Source organism: Herbiconiux flava (assembly GCF_013409865.1).
In the GTDB taxonomy this organism is placed as follows: Bacteria; Actinomycetota; Actinomycetes; order Actinomycetales; family Microbacteriaceae; genus Herbiconiux; species Herbiconiux flava.
In genome coordinates this window covers 3,421,082-3,436,778 of the sequence record NZ_JACCBM010000001.1, presented here as the reverse complement: position 1 = coordinate 3,436,778, position 15,697 = coordinate 3,421,082, and the positions used below count along the sequence as shown (strand labels likewise).

15 protein-coding genes are annotated in these 15,697 nt (G+C 72.0%); 5 read left to right on the top strand and 10 right to left on the bottom strand.

Annotation, left to right across the window (positions count from 1 at the left end):
* Positions 1–165 precede the first annotated feature (165 nt).
* The gene (locus tag BJ984_RS16410; RefSeq protein ID WP_179548910.1) at positions 166–738 is read left to right on the top strand and encodes a type II toxin-antitoxin system PemK/MazF family toxin; all 573 of its coding nucleotides are present in this window, start codon (positions 166–168) and stop codon (positions 736–738) included.
* A 7-nt stretch (positions 739–745) separates the two neighbouring features.
* Here the strand turns inward: BJ984_RS16410 and BJ984_RS16405 are convergent, their stop codons facing one another.
* From BJ984_RS16405 to BJ984_RS16390, 4 genes are all read right to left on the bottom strand, one after another.
* Positions 746–1,345: an HD domain-containing protein gene (locus BJ984_RS16405; RefSeq protein ID WP_179548909.1), complete on the bottom strand. Its 600-nt coding sequence runs from the start codon at positions 1,343–1,345 to the stop codon at positions 746–748.
* A gap of 219 nt (positions 1,346–1,564) precedes the next feature.
* Complete coding sequence (locus BJ984_RS16400) at positions 1,565–1,909, bottom strand: SHOCT domain-containing protein (RefSeq protein ID WP_218870102.1); 345 nt, start codon at positions 1,907–1,909, stop codon at positions 1,565–1,567.
* Between the two features lie 106 nt (positions 1,910–2,015).
* Positions 2,016–2,690 (bottom strand): response regulator, encoded by a 675-nt coding sequence (locus BJ984_RS16395; protein ID WP_173181643.1) that lies wholly within the window; start codon positions 2,688–2,690, stop codon positions 2,016–2,018.
* Positions 2,687–3,973 (bottom strand): sensor histidine kinase, encoded by a 1,287-nt coding sequence (locus tag BJ984_RS16390; RefSeq protein WP_179548908.1) that lies wholly within the window; start codon positions 3,971–3,973, stop codon positions 2,687–2,689. Before BJ984_RS16390 ends, BJ984_RS16395 begins: the two co-directional genes overlap by 4 nt.
* Positions 3,974–4,100: 127 nt before the next feature.
* On the opposite strand from BJ984_RS16390, the gene BJ984_RS16385 reads away from it, so the two are divergent.
* Positions 4,101–4,769, top strand: coding sequence for a Pr6Pr family membrane protein (locus BJ984_RS16385; protein ID WP_179548907.1), 669 nt, complete (start codon positions 4,101–4,103; stop codon positions 4,767–4,769).
* A gap of 24 nt (positions 4,770–4,793) precedes the next feature.
* Positions 4,794–5,255, top strand: a complete 462-nt coding sequence (locus BJ984_RS16380; RefSeq protein WP_179548906.1) for a hypothetical protein — start codon at positions 4,794–4,796, stop codon at positions 5,253–5,255.
* Positions 5,256–5,265: 10 nt separating this feature from the next.
* On the opposite strand, the gene BJ984_RS16375 is transcribed toward BJ984_RS16380, so the two are convergent.
* The 4 genes from BJ984_RS16375 to BJ984_RS16360 all read right to left on the bottom strand — a co-directional run bounded on the left by BJ984_RS16375 (position 5,266) and on the right by BJ984_RS16360 (position 10,153).
* Positions 5,266–6,249, bottom strand: a complete 984-nt coding sequence (locus BJ984_RS16375) for a D-alanyl-D-alanine carboxypeptidase family protein (RefSeq protein ID WP_179548905.1) — start codon at positions 6,247–6,249, stop codon at positions 5,266–5,268.
* A gap of 94 nt (positions 6,250–6,343) precedes the next feature.
* Positions 6,344–6,913, bottom strand: coding sequence for a hypothetical protein (locus BJ984_RS16370; RefSeq protein WP_179548904.1), 570 nt, complete (start codon positions 6,911–6,913; stop codon positions 6,344–6,346).
* Between the two features lie 70 nt (positions 6,914–6,983).
* The gene (locus tag BJ984_RS16365) at positions 6,984–7,919 is read right to left on the bottom strand and encodes a cation-transporting ATPase (RefSeq protein ID WP_179548903.1); all 936 of its coding nucleotides are present in this window, start codon (positions 7,917–7,919) and stop codon (positions 6,984–6,986) included.
* Positions 7,920–8,053: 134 nt separating this feature from the next.
* On the bottom strand, positions 8,054–10,153 hold the full coding sequence (locus BJ984_RS16360) for a DUF262 domain-containing protein (protein WP_179548902.1): 2,100 nt from the start codon (positions 10,151–10,153) through the stop codon (positions 8,054–8,056).
* A gap of 117 nt (positions 10,154–10,270) precedes the next feature.
* On the opposite strand from BJ984_RS16360, the gene BJ984_RS16355 reads away from it, so the two are divergent.
* On the top strand, positions 10,271–10,774 hold the full coding sequence (locus BJ984_RS16355; RefSeq protein ID WP_179548901.1) for a TetR/AcrR family transcriptional regulator: 504 nt from the start codon (positions 10,271–10,273) through the stop codon (positions 10,772–10,774).
* Between the two features lie 27 nt (positions 10,775–10,801).
* Here the strand turns inward: BJ984_RS16355 and BJ984_RS16350 are convergent, their stop codons facing one another.
* On the bottom strand, positions 10,802–12,652 hold the full coding sequence (locus BJ984_RS16350; RefSeq protein WP_179548900.1) for an alpha/beta hydrolase family protein: 1,851 nt from the start codon (positions 12,650–12,652) through the stop codon (positions 10,802–10,804).
* 188 nt (positions 12,653–12,840) lie between these two features.
* Here BJ984_RS16350 and BJ984_RS16345 point away from each other — a divergent pair, with 188 nt between their 5' ends.
* Positions 12,841–13,614, top strand: a complete 774-nt coding sequence (locus BJ984_RS16345; protein WP_173181635.1) for a hypothetical protein — start codon at positions 12,841–12,843, stop codon at positions 13,612–13,614.
* 77 nt (positions 13,615–13,691) lie between these two features.
* Here BJ984_RS16345 and BJ984_RS16340 read toward each other — a convergent pair whose 3' ends face one another.
* Positions 13,692–15,677, bottom strand: coding sequence for a cell wall-binding repeat-containing protein (locus tag BJ984_RS16340; protein WP_179548899.1), 1,986 nt, complete (start codon positions 15,675–15,677; stop codon positions 13,692–13,694).
* Positions 15,678–15,697 lie beyond the last annotated feature (20 nt).

Here is a 15,697-nt window from a genome sequence, read left to right as displayed (position 1 = left end):
AACGGGCCGCCGAGGCGCGGCGGCTCGGCCATTCAACCGCTGGGGCAGGGCGGCGGCGGCATCCGGGCCCGGCGGTTCGTGAATCGTTCACCGGCGTGAACGACCCGTACTCGCCGCCGGCCTCGGTCGGATGGGGTGCCGAGAGCTTCGGTGTAGGGTCGCGGCGTGAGCGAAGAGAACGCAGGGCGGTACGGCGAGACGGCGACCGTCGAGGTCGATCCCGGGAGCGTCGGGCGCATCCGCCTCGCCTACAGCCCGCACACCGACGGGGCCGCCGACCCGGGCGAGATCGTCTGGACCTGGGTGCCCTACGAGGAGCGCGACGGCCGCGGCAAGGACCGCCCGGTGCTCGTCGTCGCGACGGCGCCGGGCGGCGCCCTGCTCGGCGTCGCCCTCACCTCGAAGCCGCACGACGACCGTTGGGACGTCGCGATCGGCAGCGGCCCCTGGGACTCGGCGGGCCGGCCGAGCTGGGTGCGCCTCGAGCGGGTGTTCCGGCTGCAGCAGGGCGGCATCCGCCGCGCCGGTGTCGGCCTCGACGAGGCCCGTTACGGCGCGGTCGCGGCCGCGCTCGCCGCGCGCTACGGCTGGCCTGCCCCCACCTCGGTGAAGCAGACCCGCACGCCGGCCCCGACCCGCACACCGGCCCCGACCCGCGGTGGCCGCGCCGCCTCCGCGTCCCGCCCCGGTGGCGTGCGTGCCACCGTGATGCGGGCGCTCCGCCGCTTCTTCGGCTGACCGCGGCTCAGCGGCGGTCGAGCGGGTTCGCGGCCAGACGCGCGGGCAGGCCCGACGCGACCGCGGCCCCCGCCGCCGAGTGCGGCTTGCGCGCCGCCTGATCCGCGAGGCAGACGAGGAATTCGTCCGCCAGCGTCAACCGCGGGTACGCCGCGAGGACCTCGGCCCGCAGCTCCTCGTCCCAGGCCTCCGGGTTGCCCCCCGAGATGTCGAGCCCCGTCGCGATCTCCAGCAGGTAGCCCTCGGCGTCGACGGCCGGGTCGACCGAGTCGGCCATGTGGGCGACGATGATCGCCGCCGCCCGGTCGCGCCGCTGGTCGCTCCATCCCGCGCCGGCGGCGAAGACCCAGGCGACGAGCCCACCGGCCTCCTCGAACGGCAGGGTGTGGCTGTCGAAGGCCGGCTCCAGCCCGAGATCGTGCAGCACGGCCGACACGAACTGCAGCTCGTCGTCGACGGCCAGCCCCTCGGTGCGGGCCGCGGCCGCCGCCCAGAGGTACGAGCGGAGGCCGTGGTTCACGAACGCCGGCGAGTGGAACCGCCGCGCCACCTCGACGGCGGCACGAGCGGCGGGGGTGTCGGGCAGCGGCAGGTCGTCGAGATGCATGCGCCCAGTGTGCCGGTCGAACGGATGCCCGAGCCCCCGTTCCGGCGCAGACGGCGGTTTCGGCACGAGAACTGACCGGAACACGACGCCGCTCCGACGAGCGCCCCGCCCGACGAGCCCCGGCCGACGAGCGTTCCGGCCGACGCGGCCCGGCCGACGAGCGTTCCGGCTGACGAGCACACCGGCGGACGCGCACCGTCAGGCCCGGCGCCCCGCCCGTCAGCGCCCCGGGTACTCCGCCACCGGATTGTTCGCCCGCAGCACCTCGAGCCGCGCCCGGTACTCCACCTCGTCGATGTCGCCCTGCGCGAACCGCTCGGCGAGCACCGTCTCGGCGCGGCGGCCGGGCGCGCCTCCGGCGGCCCTGGCCTCCCAGGCGCGGCGCCGCCAGCGCCGCCCGACCGTGGCGAAGAGCACCCCGAACAGGGCGATCCAGAACAGGGGGATGAGCACGACGAGCCAGCCCGGCCCGCCTCCCCAGCCGTAGTGGGGCCCGAAGCCGGAGTGCGGCCCGAAGGCGGTGACGGCGCTGAGGGCCGGGGTTGTGGCGAGTGCGGTGAGCATGAGCTGTCCTTCCGAGACACGAGCGGCGTCGATCGGCGCCTGACTCCAGCATCGCGACCAGGCGGTCCCGGCGAATCGGCCCCGCGGATGCTCTCCGCGCCGACGCCTACTCCCCGGGGAGTACGTGCCGCGGCGCCACGATCCCCGCCTCGTAGGCGACGATCACCAGCTGCACCCGGTCCCGCGCGCCGAGCTTGGACAGGATGCGGGACACGTGCGTCTTCGCCGTCAGCGGGCTGAGCACGAGCCGCCCGGCGATCTCCTCGTTCGTCAGCCCCTCGCCGACGAGCGCCAGCACCTCGCGCTCGCGGGCGGTGAGCGGGTCGAGCATCCGCGTGTCGGCTGTCGCCGGGCGCACGGCGGCCACCCGCTCGAGCAGCCGCTTGGTGACGCCGGGACTCAGCAGGGCGTCGCCGCCCGCCACCACCCGCACGGCCCGGATGAGCTCGACCGGCTCGGTGTCCTTGACGAGGAACCCGCTCGCGCCCGCGCGGATGGCCCGCTCGACGTACTCATCGAGCTCGAACGTCGTCACGACGACCACACGCGTCGACGCGAGCGCGGGGTCGGCGATGATCTGCTCGGTGGCCCAGAGGCCGTCTCCGCCGGGCATCCGGATGTCCATCAGCACCACGTCGGGCCGGGTCGCCCGCACGACCCGGAGCACCTCTTCGCCCGAGCCGGCCGCGCCGACCACGGCGATGTCGTCCTCGGCGCCGAGCAGTGCGGCGAACCCCGCCCGGATCAGCTGCTGGTCGTCGGCGACCACCACACGGATCATGCGGTGGCCTCCGCGCCCGCTCCGCCGGCGCCCGAACCCAGCGGCAGCTCGGCACGCACTCCGAAGCCGCCACCCGCCCGCGGCCCCGCCTCGAAGCGGCCCCCGAGCAGCTCGGCCCGTTCGCGCATGCCCTCGAGCCCGCGCCCACCGCCGTCGCCATCACCCCGCGCAGGAGCCGCGCGCACACCCCCGTCGTCCTCGACCGTCAGCACGAGCATCCGCCCCTCGACCCCCACGGCGACCCTCTCGACCCCCACCACGACCCGCGCCGCTCCGCCGCCCGAGTGCCGCAGCACGTTCGTCAGCGACTCCTGCACGATCCGGTAGGCCGCCAGCTGCACAGCGCGCCCGGGCCCGTCGCCCTCGGGTCCGTCGCCCTCGAGCCCGTCGCCCCCGGGCAGGCGCAGCTCGAGCGTCACGGCGACCCCCTGCTCCCGCACTCCGTCCACGAGCGCCGGGAGCTGGGCGAGCCCCGGTTCCGGCACGAGCGGGGCGGCACCCGCCGCGCCGTCGTCGCGCAGGATCCCGAGCACCGACCGCACCTCGTCGAGCGCCGTCTTCGAGGCCGCCTTGATGTTCGCCAGCGCCAGCCGCCCCTGCTCGGGGTCGCGATCGATCAGGTGCAGCCCCACTCCCGCCTGCACGTTGATCTGGCTGAGCGAGTGGGCGAGCACGTCGTGCAGCTCCCGGGCGATGCGCACCCGCTCGGCCTGGGCCGCGCTCACCCGTCGCTCCGCCGCGCGCCGCCGCTGCTCGTCGTAGCGCGCCCGCCGGCTCCGGATGCTCCCGCCCACCACCACGAGCAGCACCAGCGCCAGCGTCGCCGCCGTCACCGGCGCCGCCTGCCACGGCACGCCCAGGGCGACGCCGACGCCGATCGTCACGACCCACGCGACGGCGATCGACGCGATCGCCCAGCTCCGCGCCCCGCGCACGACGGCACCGAGGATCGCGAAGGCCAGGGCCACGTACGGCGGGGCCGCGCCGCCGGCCACCAGCAGCGTGTAGGCGCCCGCGGCGGCCGCGACGACCGCCACGACCGGCCCGGGGAAGCGCCGCGCGAAGATCAGCGCCACCGGCCCGACGATCGCGAGCCCGAGCCGCGCAGCCAGGCGCCACGGGTCGTCGGCGAGCGAGCCCTCGAACGCCCGGCCCGCGCGGGCGAGCCACACCGTCGCCGGCACCTGCACCACGAACGACACGATCACAGGCAGCCACAGCGCGGCCCGGCCCGAGAAGCGGAACCGCGGCTCCCACTCGCTCGCGCGGTCCGGCTCGGTCATGGCCCGATCGTAGCCGCGGCCCGCACCGCGCGCGTCCTCCCGGGGGAGTATCCCGGCGGTCGCGCCGCTCCGGCCCTACGATCGCTCCATGAGCAGTCCCCCGGGCGGAGCGCACCGAATGACCAGGGTGAGCAGCCCTCTCCTCCCCGCCCGGCGCATCGCCGGCCTCATCCGCCTCGTCGTCGGCCTCGGCCTCGCCGTGACCATCGGCATCCAGATCGGCGACCGCGTCGCCAACGACGCCTTCGACCCGTGGGAGTACTTCAGCTACTTCACCATCGAGACCAGCCTGATGAACATCGTCGTGCTGATCGCGGGCGGGATGCTCGCCCTGCGTCTCACCCGGGACACCCCGCTGTTCACCACCGTGCGCATGGCGACCCTGAGCTACGCCATCGTCACGGGGCTCGTCTACAACCTGCTGCTGCGCGGCGTCCCGCGGGAGGGCTTCCAGGGCCTGTCCTGGCCGAACGAGATCGTGCACGTCTGGGTGCCGATCGTCCTGGTGCTCGACTGGCTGCTCACACCGGGCCGCCCGGCCCTGCCGTGGCGCTCCCTCTGGGTCGTGCCGGTTTACCCCGTGGCCTGGGCGGTGTACACCTTCATCAGGGCTGCTGCGAGCGGCGGCGTGATCTACCCCTACCCCTTCCTCGATCCGTCGACGGGCGGGTGGGGCAGTGTGATCGCCTACGTGGTCGGCCTCACGGCGTTCCTGGTGGGCCTCGGCGCTCTCGCGGTGCTGTGGTCCCGGATGCGCGTTCGGAACAATAGCGGGCCCCGGGAAGTTGTCGCATAGTAAGTAGTGGATGAAGGAGAAGTGATGACCCGCACCGAGATCATGTCGAGCCGCTCCGGCGGCGAGGGAAGCGCACCCGAGGGCGTCGGCTCCGGCTCGCCCGTGACGGGCGGCGCACCCATCGCGGTCGCCCCGGCACTGCACGAGCTCATGTCACCCGAGCAGAACGTGCAGCGCATCATGCGCACCGGCACCGTCTGGTTCGGGGTGGCGGTCGGTGCGACGGCGGTCGTGCTCGGTCTCCTGCTCTCGGCCGGCTGGCGTCCCGCCATGCTCAACCCGAGCGAGGGTGTGCTCTGGTGGGTCGGCTCCTTCCTCGTCGTGCTGAGCATCGGCCTGATCGGCTGGTCGGGCTGCCCGATCCTCGAGGTCGACGTTCCCACGGCCGACCGCAACAAGACCCGCACCATGCAGCTCGGCACGATGCTCTTCATCGTCGGCGGCGCGTTCGCGATGTTCGCGGTGCTGATGGGCCCGGCGCTGTAGCCGCCGGCTCCTATGTCGCCAGCGCCGCTTCGGCGCTCGCGAGCAGCGACCGGGTGTCGGCGAACCGCGCATCGAGAGACGGGGTGCCGAGCACCACGGCCACGAGCGTGACCGGGGTCGTGCCGATCGTGCGCTGCGCCGAGGTGAGCAGGGTGAAGCCGGCGTAGCTCGTCGACCCCGTCTTCAGCCCGTCGACGCCGTTCTCGCCCAGCAGGACGTTCTGGTTCGCGATGGTGCCGAGGTCGGCCTGCTCCAGCGAGGCCGTGCCGGCGATCGCGGCGAGAGCCGGATCGGCGTGCGCGAGCGCCGCGACCCGCAGCAGCTCGGCCGGGGTCGAGGCGCTGCCCGGGTTCAGCCCGCTGGCGTCGGCGAGGGTGGTGCTCGTCAGCCCGTGCTCGTCGAGCCAGCCGCGCGCGGCCGCGAGGAAGGCCTCCTGCGATCCGTAGGCCCAGCGCGCCGCCGACTCGGCGTAGTTGTTGGCGCTGGTCAGCAGCGTGATCGCGAGGGCGTCCCGCAGGGAGACCTGCTGGCCGTCGTACATCGGCTCGGTGAACTGCTGCTCGGCCTCGACGGCGGCGGTGATGTCGAGGTCGGTCTGGCCGAGCGTGATCGTGGGACCGGGGTCGGCGGCGTCGGCGAGCGGATGCGCGTCCAGCACGACGAGCGCCGTGACCACCTTCGTGATGCTCGCGATCGGCACCGGCGTGCCGGCCGCGTTCGGGCTCTGGCCCAGCACCTGCACGGTGCCGTCGGCCGCGGCGATGCCCACCGCGCCCTGACCCTCCGCGGGCCACACGAGGGCAGCGGGATCCACGCTCGGTGGGGCGGGGGCCGTCGGTTCGGCCGTCGCGGTGGCCTCGGCCGTGACCGGTGCGGTCGCAGGGGCGGTCGTCGCCGGGGCTGCCGACGGCGTGGGCTCGGGCGTGCATCCGCTCAGAGCCGTCAGGCCGACCAGCACCGCTGCTCCGAGGGTAAGGGAACGCACGGATCGCATCAGTCGATCCTAGGCGGCGTGGGCCTGGGCGGCGTGGGCCTGGGCGGCGTGGGCCCGGGCGGCGTGGGCCCGACGGCCTACCTCGCGGCGGCGGTCACGGGGCGGCGGGGGAGTAGTGCAGCGCCACGTCGATCGGGTCGCCGGTGGCCGTGAAGCGGAACTCGGTGCCGCCCTCGGCCGCGGTGAAATCGCCCGAGGTGAGCTCGCCCGTGCACGGGCCGTCGATCACGAGGGAGGCGGTGCCGCCGCTCGTGACGGCGAGCTCGAGCGTCCCGCCGCCGCGGCAGGCGAGATGGAAGGAGTAATCGCCCGCGGCGAGGCTCTTCAGCGTCACGAGGTGGTTCTGGCTGGTCTCCGCGTCGAGGTGCACGGTCATGCCCGGCGGAGTGCTGTCGAGGCCGAGCAGCGTGGTGACGTCGTCGGCCACGCCGTCGAACCAGCGCGCCGCCTCGACCTGGTCGAAGGGCGCGGTCGGGTCGGTGGCCGAGAGCGCGCGGGGCGTCGGGGTCGGCGTCGCCGTGGATGTGGCTGTCGTCGCGCCCGGGGCGGCGGAGCTCGGCGTCGCCGCACCCGGACCGTCGGCGGTGCACCCGGCGAGGAGCGCGGCGACGGCGAGCCCGGTGGCGATGGTGACCGTGCGGGTGGATCTGGTGAGGTGTGCCATCGATCCAGCCAACCGCAGCCGTCGGCGCCGGTGGGCTGCTTTCAGGACTCTTTGCGGTTCGCGCCTCGGCCTACCGGTCGAACAGGTTGCCGAGCCCGCCGAGGCCCGGGATCTCGAAGTTCGAGCCGAAGTCCGAGAGCTGCTCGCCGAATCCCGAGGCCTGCTCGCCGACGCCCGCGACGGCGTCGCCCGCTCCGGCGGCGAGATCCTCCGCTCCGGTGCCGAACTCGCCGAGGCCGCCGGCGGCGAACTCGCCGAGGCCGCCGCTGAGGGCCTCGAAGTCGGTGCCGAGGCTCGCCGCCTGCTCCAGCAGGGGAGCGGCGACACTGCTCACGATCGCGCCGCCGGCGACCGCGGCCAGCAGGCCGCCGGCCACGCCGAGGCCCGCACCCGCGACGGCACCGGCGCCCGCGACGCCGAGGGCGGCGCCCGCGCCCGCACCGCGCCCGGATCCGCGACCGGCAGCGGGCGCGGCCTTCGCGAAGATCCCGCGCAGGAAGCCGGGCTTGTGCGCCTCGCCGCGGGTCGCCGCCCGGGCGAGGTCGTCGGCCGACGACGACGCCGGCTGCTCGTAGGCGGGCAGCTCCGCGCGCAACCGGTTCTCGACCTCGCCGCGTTGAGCCGGGGTGAGGCGGGCGAACGCCTCACGGTGCACCTGCTCGAGCTGCGCCGGGTCGGCGGTCTTCAGCAGGTAGTCGTAGCGGGCGATGGCGCCGCGGTCCTCGGCGCTCAGCGCCGCACCGGCGGCAGCGCCGGGCACGCTGGCGCCGGAACCGGTCGCGCCGGCCGGCGCCGCGGGCGTGCGGTACGACGGCGCGGGTGAGGGGGCCGGCGCGGCCGGCGCCGAGGGCGTGCCCGTCACCTTGTCCGCCGCGGTGCGCACGAGGTCACGCCAGTCGGTCGAGCCCGAGCGGGAACCGCCCGCACCGGCCGATCCGCTGCCGGCCGACCCCTTCTTGTCGAGGGCCTTCGATGCCAGGTTCAGGATGCGCTGCAGGTTGCTCACGGGGGCCTTCCGGTTCGGGTGAGATCGGGCGGTGACTTCCTCTCATCCTGACCGTCGTTCATGTGGAGAAGCCCGGCAGAGCATCCGGAAACCCCGTGACCGGGCCGCGGAACGACGGCCCGACGAGAACGCCCCTACATCACCGCCCCGAAGTACGAGTACTTCACGAACACCTCCGAGGCGATCCCCGCCTCCTCCAGCACGCCCTGCACCGCGGTCAGCATGTACTTCGAGTCCCACCCCATGTAGAGGAAGTGCGTCTCGTCGAGCTCGTCCCAGTGCCCCGTCCACGCGCGGGCGTCGTAGATCGGGCCGCCGCGGCGTTCGCTGAACGCGACGACCGCCGGCCGAGCATCCGCCCACAGCCGTTTGAAGACGCGGTTGAAGAGGTACTTGACGTCGTAGACCTCCCAGTGCTCGCCGCGGTACTCGACGTACTCGAACTCGCGCTCCCAGCCGCGCGGCCAGCCCCGGCGGCGCACCGCGTCGAGGATGGGCGTGAGGTTGTCGTCGTCGATCAGCGCGGTGCCGGGTCGCTTCCACACGGCGAGGAACGCCCGCGTCAGCTCGACGGTGCGCGCGGCGATCGCGGCCGTGCCCCACGACTCGAGCGACGCGAGCTCGGACGTGAGCGGCACCTCGCTCGCGGCGTACAGGCCGAGCTTCGCCGGGAAGGACTGGTCGAAGGCGCGCTCGGCCAGCGGATGCTCGAGCAGCGCCAGATTGCCGAGCGTCTCCGCCAGGGCGCGGTGGCTGTTCTGCTCGTCGTCGCTGTAGTCGGCCCACTCGCGCACCCCGTCGCCGCTCCAGCTGTCGCCGGGGGCGAGCGGCACGACGTGCTCGATCTCGAGCCCGGCGAGCCAGGTGCCCCCGGCCGGCGCGGGCACCCCGGCGAGCCGGCCGAGCACGTACGCGGCATGCGGCAGCTCGGTGTACTTCAGGCCCACCTTCACGCGCTCATCCGAGGGGGTGATGCGCGACAGCGCGCGCTCGAGGCCGTCTCCGCCCTCGGCGCGGGCCCGGCAGAGCCGCGCCACCAGGCGGTCGTTGGTGAGACCGACGATCGTGCGGCGCAGCTGCAGCGACTGCAGGGCCTCGGCGAGCGCGACGAACGAGGACGTGTCGAGCAGCCCCTGCGCGCGATCGCGGTAGGCGCGCATGATCAGCGGATACATGCCGCGGCCGAAGGTGTTCAGCCAGCCGAGCTGCTGTGCCACGGCCGGCTCGGGCTCGAGCGCCGGATCGAGCAGCACCCGGTAGGCCGCCGAGAACTCGCGCCACTCCGCTGCGTGCCGCCGCAGGGTCGCCAGGTCGAGCCGCGGGAACTCCTGCCGGAACGCGTCGTAGACCCCGCGCTCGCCGGCGACCACGACCTCGCGCCCGGTCGTCATCACGAGGTAGTGCCGCCAGAAGCTCGCGATCGACTCGCCCGTGTTCTGCTCGATCGGCAGCCAGTACTCGTCCTCGATCTCGCTCTGCTCGGCGTGCGAGAGGCCCATCAGCACGTAGTTGTGGATCAGCTCGTGGTCGCGCAGTGGCTCGCCCGTGGAGTTCAGGCTCTCGAAGATCTGCTGGGCGTTCGCCTCGGCGCCGAGCGTGATGGCGACGTGCTCGAGCTTCTGCAGCCCCCGCCAGATCGCCGGCACCTCCTCGGCGCGCACCTGGCTGCGGAAGAACGCGTAGTTGTCGTCGAACCGCGACTCCCGCAGCTCCTCGCCCGGCTCGCGGCGGTCGAGCACGACGCTCTCGAACACCTCGGCCCACGCCCGGTGCGGCCGCAGCTTCGTGCGCGGGCGCAGGGTTCCGGATGCGCGATCCGCCGTCTCCCGCACGAGCACCCGCTCGAGCTCGGCGGCCAGGCCCGGCTGCTCGTCGCGCACCGTGTGGTGCAGGGCCGCGATCAGCAGCATCAGCGTGGTGATGCGCTGCTGCCCGTCGATCAGCACCAGGGCGGCGTCGTCGCTGCTGCTGCTGCCGTCGATGGCGCTGGCGCCGTTGCTGTCGCCCGTGCTCGCCGCCGCGGTGTTCGCCGTGCTGAGGATCGACCCGATGAAGTGCGTCTGCCCGTCGTCGCTCCTGGCCACCGACCGGATGTCGCCGAGCAGCTGCTCGCAGCCCCCGATGTCCCATCGGTACTGCCGCTGGTAGACCGGAACCACGATCGTCGTCCCGGGATCGGACAGCCAGGCGATGGTGTTGACCGCGGTCGCATCGACGTTCGTAGCAGTGACCATGTGTATTCGCTTCGCCTCTCGGATCGCCGTGGTGCGCAGCACACGAGCTTACGTGATGCACCCGGTTGCGACAGGGAGACGGGGCGGGGCAGAGGCCTGGTGCGTTACGGTCGCATCATGAGAAGCACGGCCGAGGTGCGGCGCGCGGAGGCGGCCCGCGAGGCCATGACGCAGTTCGCCCGCGGCGGCTACGACGGCACTCCCGTCGGCGTGGTGTCCGAGGCGCTCGGCGTCTCCCAGCCCTACCTGTTCAAGCTGTTCGGCAGCAAGACCGGGCTGTTCATCGCCTGCGTCGACCTCTGCTACGACCTGATCGAGGAGAACGCGCGCGCCCGCCTGGCCGAGAGCGAGGCGGCCGGCCGCCCCGGCACCCTCGACGACATCGGGCACGCCTTCCGGCACACCATCGCCGAGGCCGACCTGCTGCGCTTCCAGCTGCAGGCCTGGGCGGCGTCGGCCACCCATCCCGAGATCCGGGAGGTGGTGGCCGCCCGCTTCAGCCGCTCGCTCGAGCTGAGCCGCGAGCTCACCGGGGCGAGCGCCGACGAGGTGAACGAGATGTTCGCCCGTGGCGCCCGCCTGGTCGTCTCGACGGCCCTCGGCATCCAGCTGCTGACGTAGCCGGCGGCTGACGGATGCCCGCGGGCGCTAACCCGTGACGGTGAGCGTGTTGGTCACCGAGACCAGGCTCACGGTCGCGGCCATGATGAACCCGCCGAGGTAGGGGTTGCCCGTCGCCCGGTAGAGCTTCCGCGACACGACGGCCGCGACCGCGAGGATGACGATCACCGGGAACAGCCAGATGCTGTAGATGCCGCCGAACCCGGGCACGAGCTCGCCGCTGGCGAAGAACGTCGTGTACTGCACGACGACCAGCACGATCGGGGCGAGCGCGTTGAACAGCGCCAGCACGGCCGTGTTGATCCACTCGCGGCCGCCGAGGGTGAAGCGGTTGAAGACGTTCACGGCGAGCGAATTGGCGAAGAAGTACAGCAGGAAGAACGGCAGCACCAGCAGGGCCAGCGGGATCTTGTCGGGCGTGAACCACTTCACCGCGAGCACCCAGATGCGGAAGTCGGTGGTGAAGAAGTAGTCGACCACGGCGACGATGCCGAACGCGGCGACCACCACCACGAGCCCGAGCAGGATCGCCTGGAAGAACCTCCTCCAGCCCGGCAGCATGCCGCCGGCGCGAAGGTCGATGCCCGACTTCCGGCCGATCGCGAACCACGAGACGGCCATGATCAGCAGGGCGGCGCCGCCGTTGATCGCGGCCCACAGGGCGATGAAGAACACCGCGCCCTGGGGGAACAGCGAGGGCACGGAGTTGAAAGCGAGCGAGCCGATCGCCTCGTTCTGCGACAGGGCGACGTAGGTCACGCCCGAGATCAGGGCCGACACGACCATGGACGCCCAGAACCAGACGAGACCGGTGCGGGTCTGCGGCGTCGCCTCGGGCAGCTCGTTGCGGCGGAGTCCGGCGAAGGCGCGGGTGACGAGCAACGCCCGGGCGAAGGCCACGAGGAAGATGCCGAAGCCCACGAGGCCGAGGGCGTTGAAGAACTCCTTCCACTGCCAGACCTGCGCGGCCGGGTCGATGGCCTCCGGCGCTCCGAGGGTGGCGTCGAAGTAGGCGATGACGTCGCTCGTGGTCTGCTTCGAGAACGGGCCCCACGGGTGGGTCTGGGCCGGCGTGTAGAGGATGCGCCGAGCATCCGTGCCGTCGACCGACTCGGTGTAGAACTGCCCCGCCTCGCGGGTCTCGCCGGCGGTGGCCGGGTCGGCGCCGAAGTTCAGGAAGGACTGGGCGTTCGGCGTGCCGACGAAGTCGCGGGGAGCGGTGAGGGCGACCCCGTTCTCGTCGTAGCTGCGGAAGAAGAACTCGTCGTACTGGTCGGCGACGAGACCGACGTCGCGGCCGCCGTAGATGTTCGTGTAGGCGCCGTCGGCGTCGGCGTAGAAGGCCTCGTTGTCGACCAGCAGCACCGAGGAGATGAGCGGGGTGGGCGCCTCGTTGTCGGCGACGACGCTGTAGTTCGCGGCGCGGGCGCCGTTGGAGTGGCCGGTGACGCCGATGCGGTCGGTGTCGACGTACGGGAGGTCGGCGACGAGCGTCACGGCGTCGTACATGCCGGTGCCGTTGACCGGGATGTCGGCGTTGGCGAGCGGCTCGGAGTTGCCGTGCCCGTACATGTCGATCGAGACGACGACGTAGCCGCGGCGGGCGAGCTCGACGTAGTTCGCGTCCTGCATCTCACGGTTGTTCCACCAGCCGTGGCTGACGACGATGGCGGGGGCTTTGTCGTCGGCGGTGGCGGTGTCGGGCTTGAAGAGCAGGGCGCTCAGGGTCTCGCCCGAGGACGTCTCCCACCTCAGGTCCTTCACGGCCACGTGGCCGCCGGCGGTCTGGACGAGGGAGGCTCCGATGGCTGAGATCAGGCAGAGGGCGAGTGCGATCGCCAGCCAGAGCGCATTGCGGCGCGGTGTGATGTGCTTCATTGCTGTTCCTTCACGGTAGTGACTGGTCGCTAACCTAACGCGCCCTCGGCATCGGTCGCCGTCGGATCGGCCTGATCTGCACATCTGTGCAGAGTCGTCAGGCCGTCCTCGGGGCCGGATGTTAGCCTTGCCTAAGTTGGGCCTGTTAAAACGTGCTGGCCCACTTACGAAAGGACATGATTCGCGTCATGGGTTACATCAAGTCCGCCGCTCTCGAAGAGACCGGCTACGTGGTTCTCGACCGCTACAACAAGGAGATCGACCCCAAGGAGTGGCTCGACATCGAGTACGTCGACTGGAAGTCCTCGGGTGACACCCGGTTCGCTCCGCTCGCCAGCGCCAAGGGCGAGATCGAGTGCAACGGGTTCTGGAACCACAAGCCGCCGCGCACCGACAAGGACGGCGTCTGGATCGATTCGCAGACCGCGATCGCTCCCACCCTCACCGAGCGTGCCCAGGAGCCCGGCTCCAACGTCGGCCGCTGCCGCGTGATCGAGCTGCAGCCGAACACCTACGCCGACGCCCTGTACAACCTGCATCAGGACGACAACAACCGCCTGAACCCCGACGGCACCGGCTGGGTCGTGCGCGGCTTCTTCAACCTCACCGACGACAAGGACAGCTACTTCGTGCTGCGGCACAACCGCACCGACCCCGAGGGCGAGGTGCGCATCGCCCTCCCCGCCGGTGCGCAGCTGATCGTCGACACGCAGCGCCTCTGGCACGCGGCCGCCCACTACGGCACCGAGCCCCGCTACTGCCTGATCACCTCGTGGGAGTCGGGCCCCCAGCTCGACGAGTACATCGCGAAGTACAACGGCCAGGAGCACGTGCCGAGCGTCGAGGTCGAGCAGGACGTGCTCGACGCCGGCCAGGCCGAGCAGACCCGTCGCATCGCCGCCCGCGCCGCCGCCCTCGCGGCCCGCGGCCAGGCCGAGAAGGCGGTGATGAGCGAGGCGTAAGCCCCCTCATCCTGCACGAAGGGCCCCGACGTCACCACGTCGGGGCCCTTCTTCGTGCGCCCCGCGCGCTGCCGTTGTCAGTACAGGAGCTCGCGGATCTGGGTGGAGAGCTGAGCCGAAACCGCTTGGGTTCCTCCCAGTACGACGATCCGGGTGGGGTCGAGGCGCTTCACCTCGGCCGCGATCGCCGGCGGGACGGCGTCGGGTCGGACGAGGAGCATCGGTGCGCCGTTCACGGTGGCCGCTGGGCCGCCGGCCAGTGCGTCGGCGAAGCCGGTTCCCGACGCGAGGTAGACCACGTCGGCTCCGGCTGTGAAGGTCGTCCTCGAGATCGCCGCCGAGACCTCGAACCGGTCGGCGCCGGCGATCCGGGTGGTCGGCGAGATCGCCTGGAGCGCGGTTTCGACGGCAGGTGCGACTGCATTCTCTCCGCCCAGAACGACGATGCGGCCCGGTTGAAGTCGCGTCAGCTCGTCGGCGACGGGCTTCGGGATCGCGCCGCGATTCACCAGGAGCACGGGCGACCCGATGTTCGCGGCGGCGGCGCCCCCGGAGAGCGCGTCGGGGAAGTTCTCGCCGGAGGCGATGTACACGACGGGCTGATTGACCGAGAAGTTCTCCCGGGAGATCGCGGCCGAGACCGCGAACCGATCGTCGCCGCCGATTCTTGTCACCGGGCCGTAGGAGCGGAGGGCCTGCTCGACCGACTCGCTGACCGCCGCAGTGCCGCCGAGCACGACGATCTGCTTCGCCTTGAGCCTGGCGAGCTCGGCACCGGTCGCTGTCGGGATGCTGTTCTTCGTCGCGAGCAGTACCGGCACACCTCGACTGCCCGCGACCGCGGACCCGGAGAGCGCGTCGGGGAAGTTCTCGCCGGACGCGATGTAGACGGTCGCGACCCCGGGTGCGAATTCGGACGCCGATACGCCAGCCGCGGTCGCGTACCGGTCGTCACCGCTCCGTCGGGCGAGCGGCGCGGTCACGTCCAGATCCAGCACCGCCACCGTGGCCGACCGGCTCCCGGTGACGTACGCCCTCCGGTGCGCCGTGTCGGCCGCAATCGACTGGATTCCCGTTCCGAAGTAGCTCTCTCCGCCGTTCCTGATCGTGCCGGTGATCTCGAGCGACCGCGTGTCGATCGCAGCGATCTGCGACTCCGAATCGACCCACACCTGCCCGCCGACCGGATCGAACGAGATGCTGTCGGGATTCGGCCCGACGCCAGTGGAGATCACCGAGATGACCGTGTTCAAGGTCGTATCGATGACTGAAACGCTGCCGCTTTCGGAGTTCGTCACGAAGGCGCGATGAAGTGACGAGTCGACCGCTATCTGTCGGGGAGCTTTACCGATCCCCATGGCGGCCTGTGGGATCACGGAGATGACACCATCATCGCGCGTGTCGATGACCGAGACCGAGTTGTCCTGGAGGTTGGCGACGTAGGCGCGGTGCAGGTCGGTGTCGATGGCGATGCCGCTCGCCGCTCGGCCGATACCCCCCTTGGAGTCGTGCGGCAGGACCTGGGTCACCTTGTCCCGAGTCGTGTCGATGACCGAGACCGTGCCGTCTTTCAGGTTGGTGACGTACGCCTTGTCGAGTTCCTGATCGAGTACGATCCCCGAGGGGCCGCCACCAATGCCGCTCGCAGATGCGGGGATCACGGTGACCACCGCGTTCGTCGACGTGTCGATCACCGAGACGCTGTCGGAGTTGTAGTTGGCGACGTAGACCTTATGATGAGCCGGATCGCTGGCGAGCCCGCTCGGGCCCCTCCCGATGCCAGTCGGGCCGGCGACGATGACCTGCGTCAACTCCCGCGTCATGGTGTCGATGACGGAAACGGTGTCGGCGAATGTGTTCGCGACGTACGCCTGCCCGGTCGCGCCGTCGACGATGACCGCGACGGGCGCCGGGTCTGGGATCACCGGAGTCGCGATCGAGATCAGAGCGGAGACGGCGTTGCCGGCAGAGGCGCTGCTCGCCGCGAGGGGCGACGCGCACGCCAGGACGACGGTGCCACCAGCCACGGCGACCACGATGCGTCGACTGCGAAGTTGAGACATCCTCTCACAATAGCAGAGGA

What these genes read in the sequence shown, in the direction of transcription:
- BJ984_RS16405 (WP_179548909.1), bottom strand. Translation starts at nt 1,345, where the DNA reads ATGCATCTCGACGACCTGCCGCTGCCCGACACCCCCGCCGCTCGTGCC.
- BJ984_RS16400 (WP_218870102.1), bottom strand. Translation starts at nt 1,909, where the DNA reads ATGCTCACCGCACTCGCCACAACCCCGGCCCTCAGCGCCGTCACCGCC.
- BJ984_RS16395 (WP_173181643.1), bottom strand. Translation starts at nt 2,690, where the DNA reads ATGATCCGTGTGGTGGTCGCCGACGACCAGCAGCTGATCCGGGCGGGG.
- BJ984_RS16390 (WP_179548908.1), bottom strand. Translation starts at nt 3,973, where the DNA reads ATGACCGAGCCGGACCGCGCGAGCGAGTGGGAGCCGCGGTTCCGCTTC.
- BJ984_RS16380 (WP_179548906.1), top strand. Translation starts at nt 4,794, where the DNA reads ATGACCCGCACCGAGATCATGTCGAGCCGCTCCGGCGGCGAGGGAAGC.
- BJ984_RS16375 (WP_179548905.1), bottom strand. Translation starts at nt 6,249, where the DNA reads ATGCGATCCGTGCGTTCCCTTACCCTCGGAGCAGCGGTGCTGGTCGGC.
- BJ984_RS16370 (WP_179548904.1), bottom strand. Translation starts at nt 6,913, where the DNA reads ATGGCACACCTCACCAGATCCACCCGCACGGTCACCATCGCCACCGGG.
- BJ984_RS16360 (WP_179548902.1), bottom strand. Translation starts at nt 10,153, where the DNA reads ATGGTCACTGCTACGAACGTCGATGCGACCGCGGTCAACACCATCGCC.
- BJ984_RS16355 (WP_179548901.1), top strand. Translation starts at nt 10,271, where the DNA reads ATGAGAAGCACGGCCGAGGTGCGGCGCGCGGAGGCGGCCCGCGAGGCC.
- BJ984_RS16350 (WP_179548900.1), bottom strand. Translation starts at nt 12,652, where the DNA reads ATGAAGCACATCACACCGCGCCGCAATGCGCTCTGGCTGGCGATCGCA.
- BJ984_RS16345 (WP_173181635.1), top strand. Translation starts at nt 12,841, where the DNA reads ATGGGTTACATCAAGTCCGCCGCTCTCGAAGAGACCGGCTACGTGGTT.
- BJ984_RS16340 (WP_179548899.1), bottom strand. Translation starts at nt 15,677, where the DNA reads ATGTCTCAACTTCGCAGTCGACGCATCGTGGTCGCCGTGGCTGGTGGC.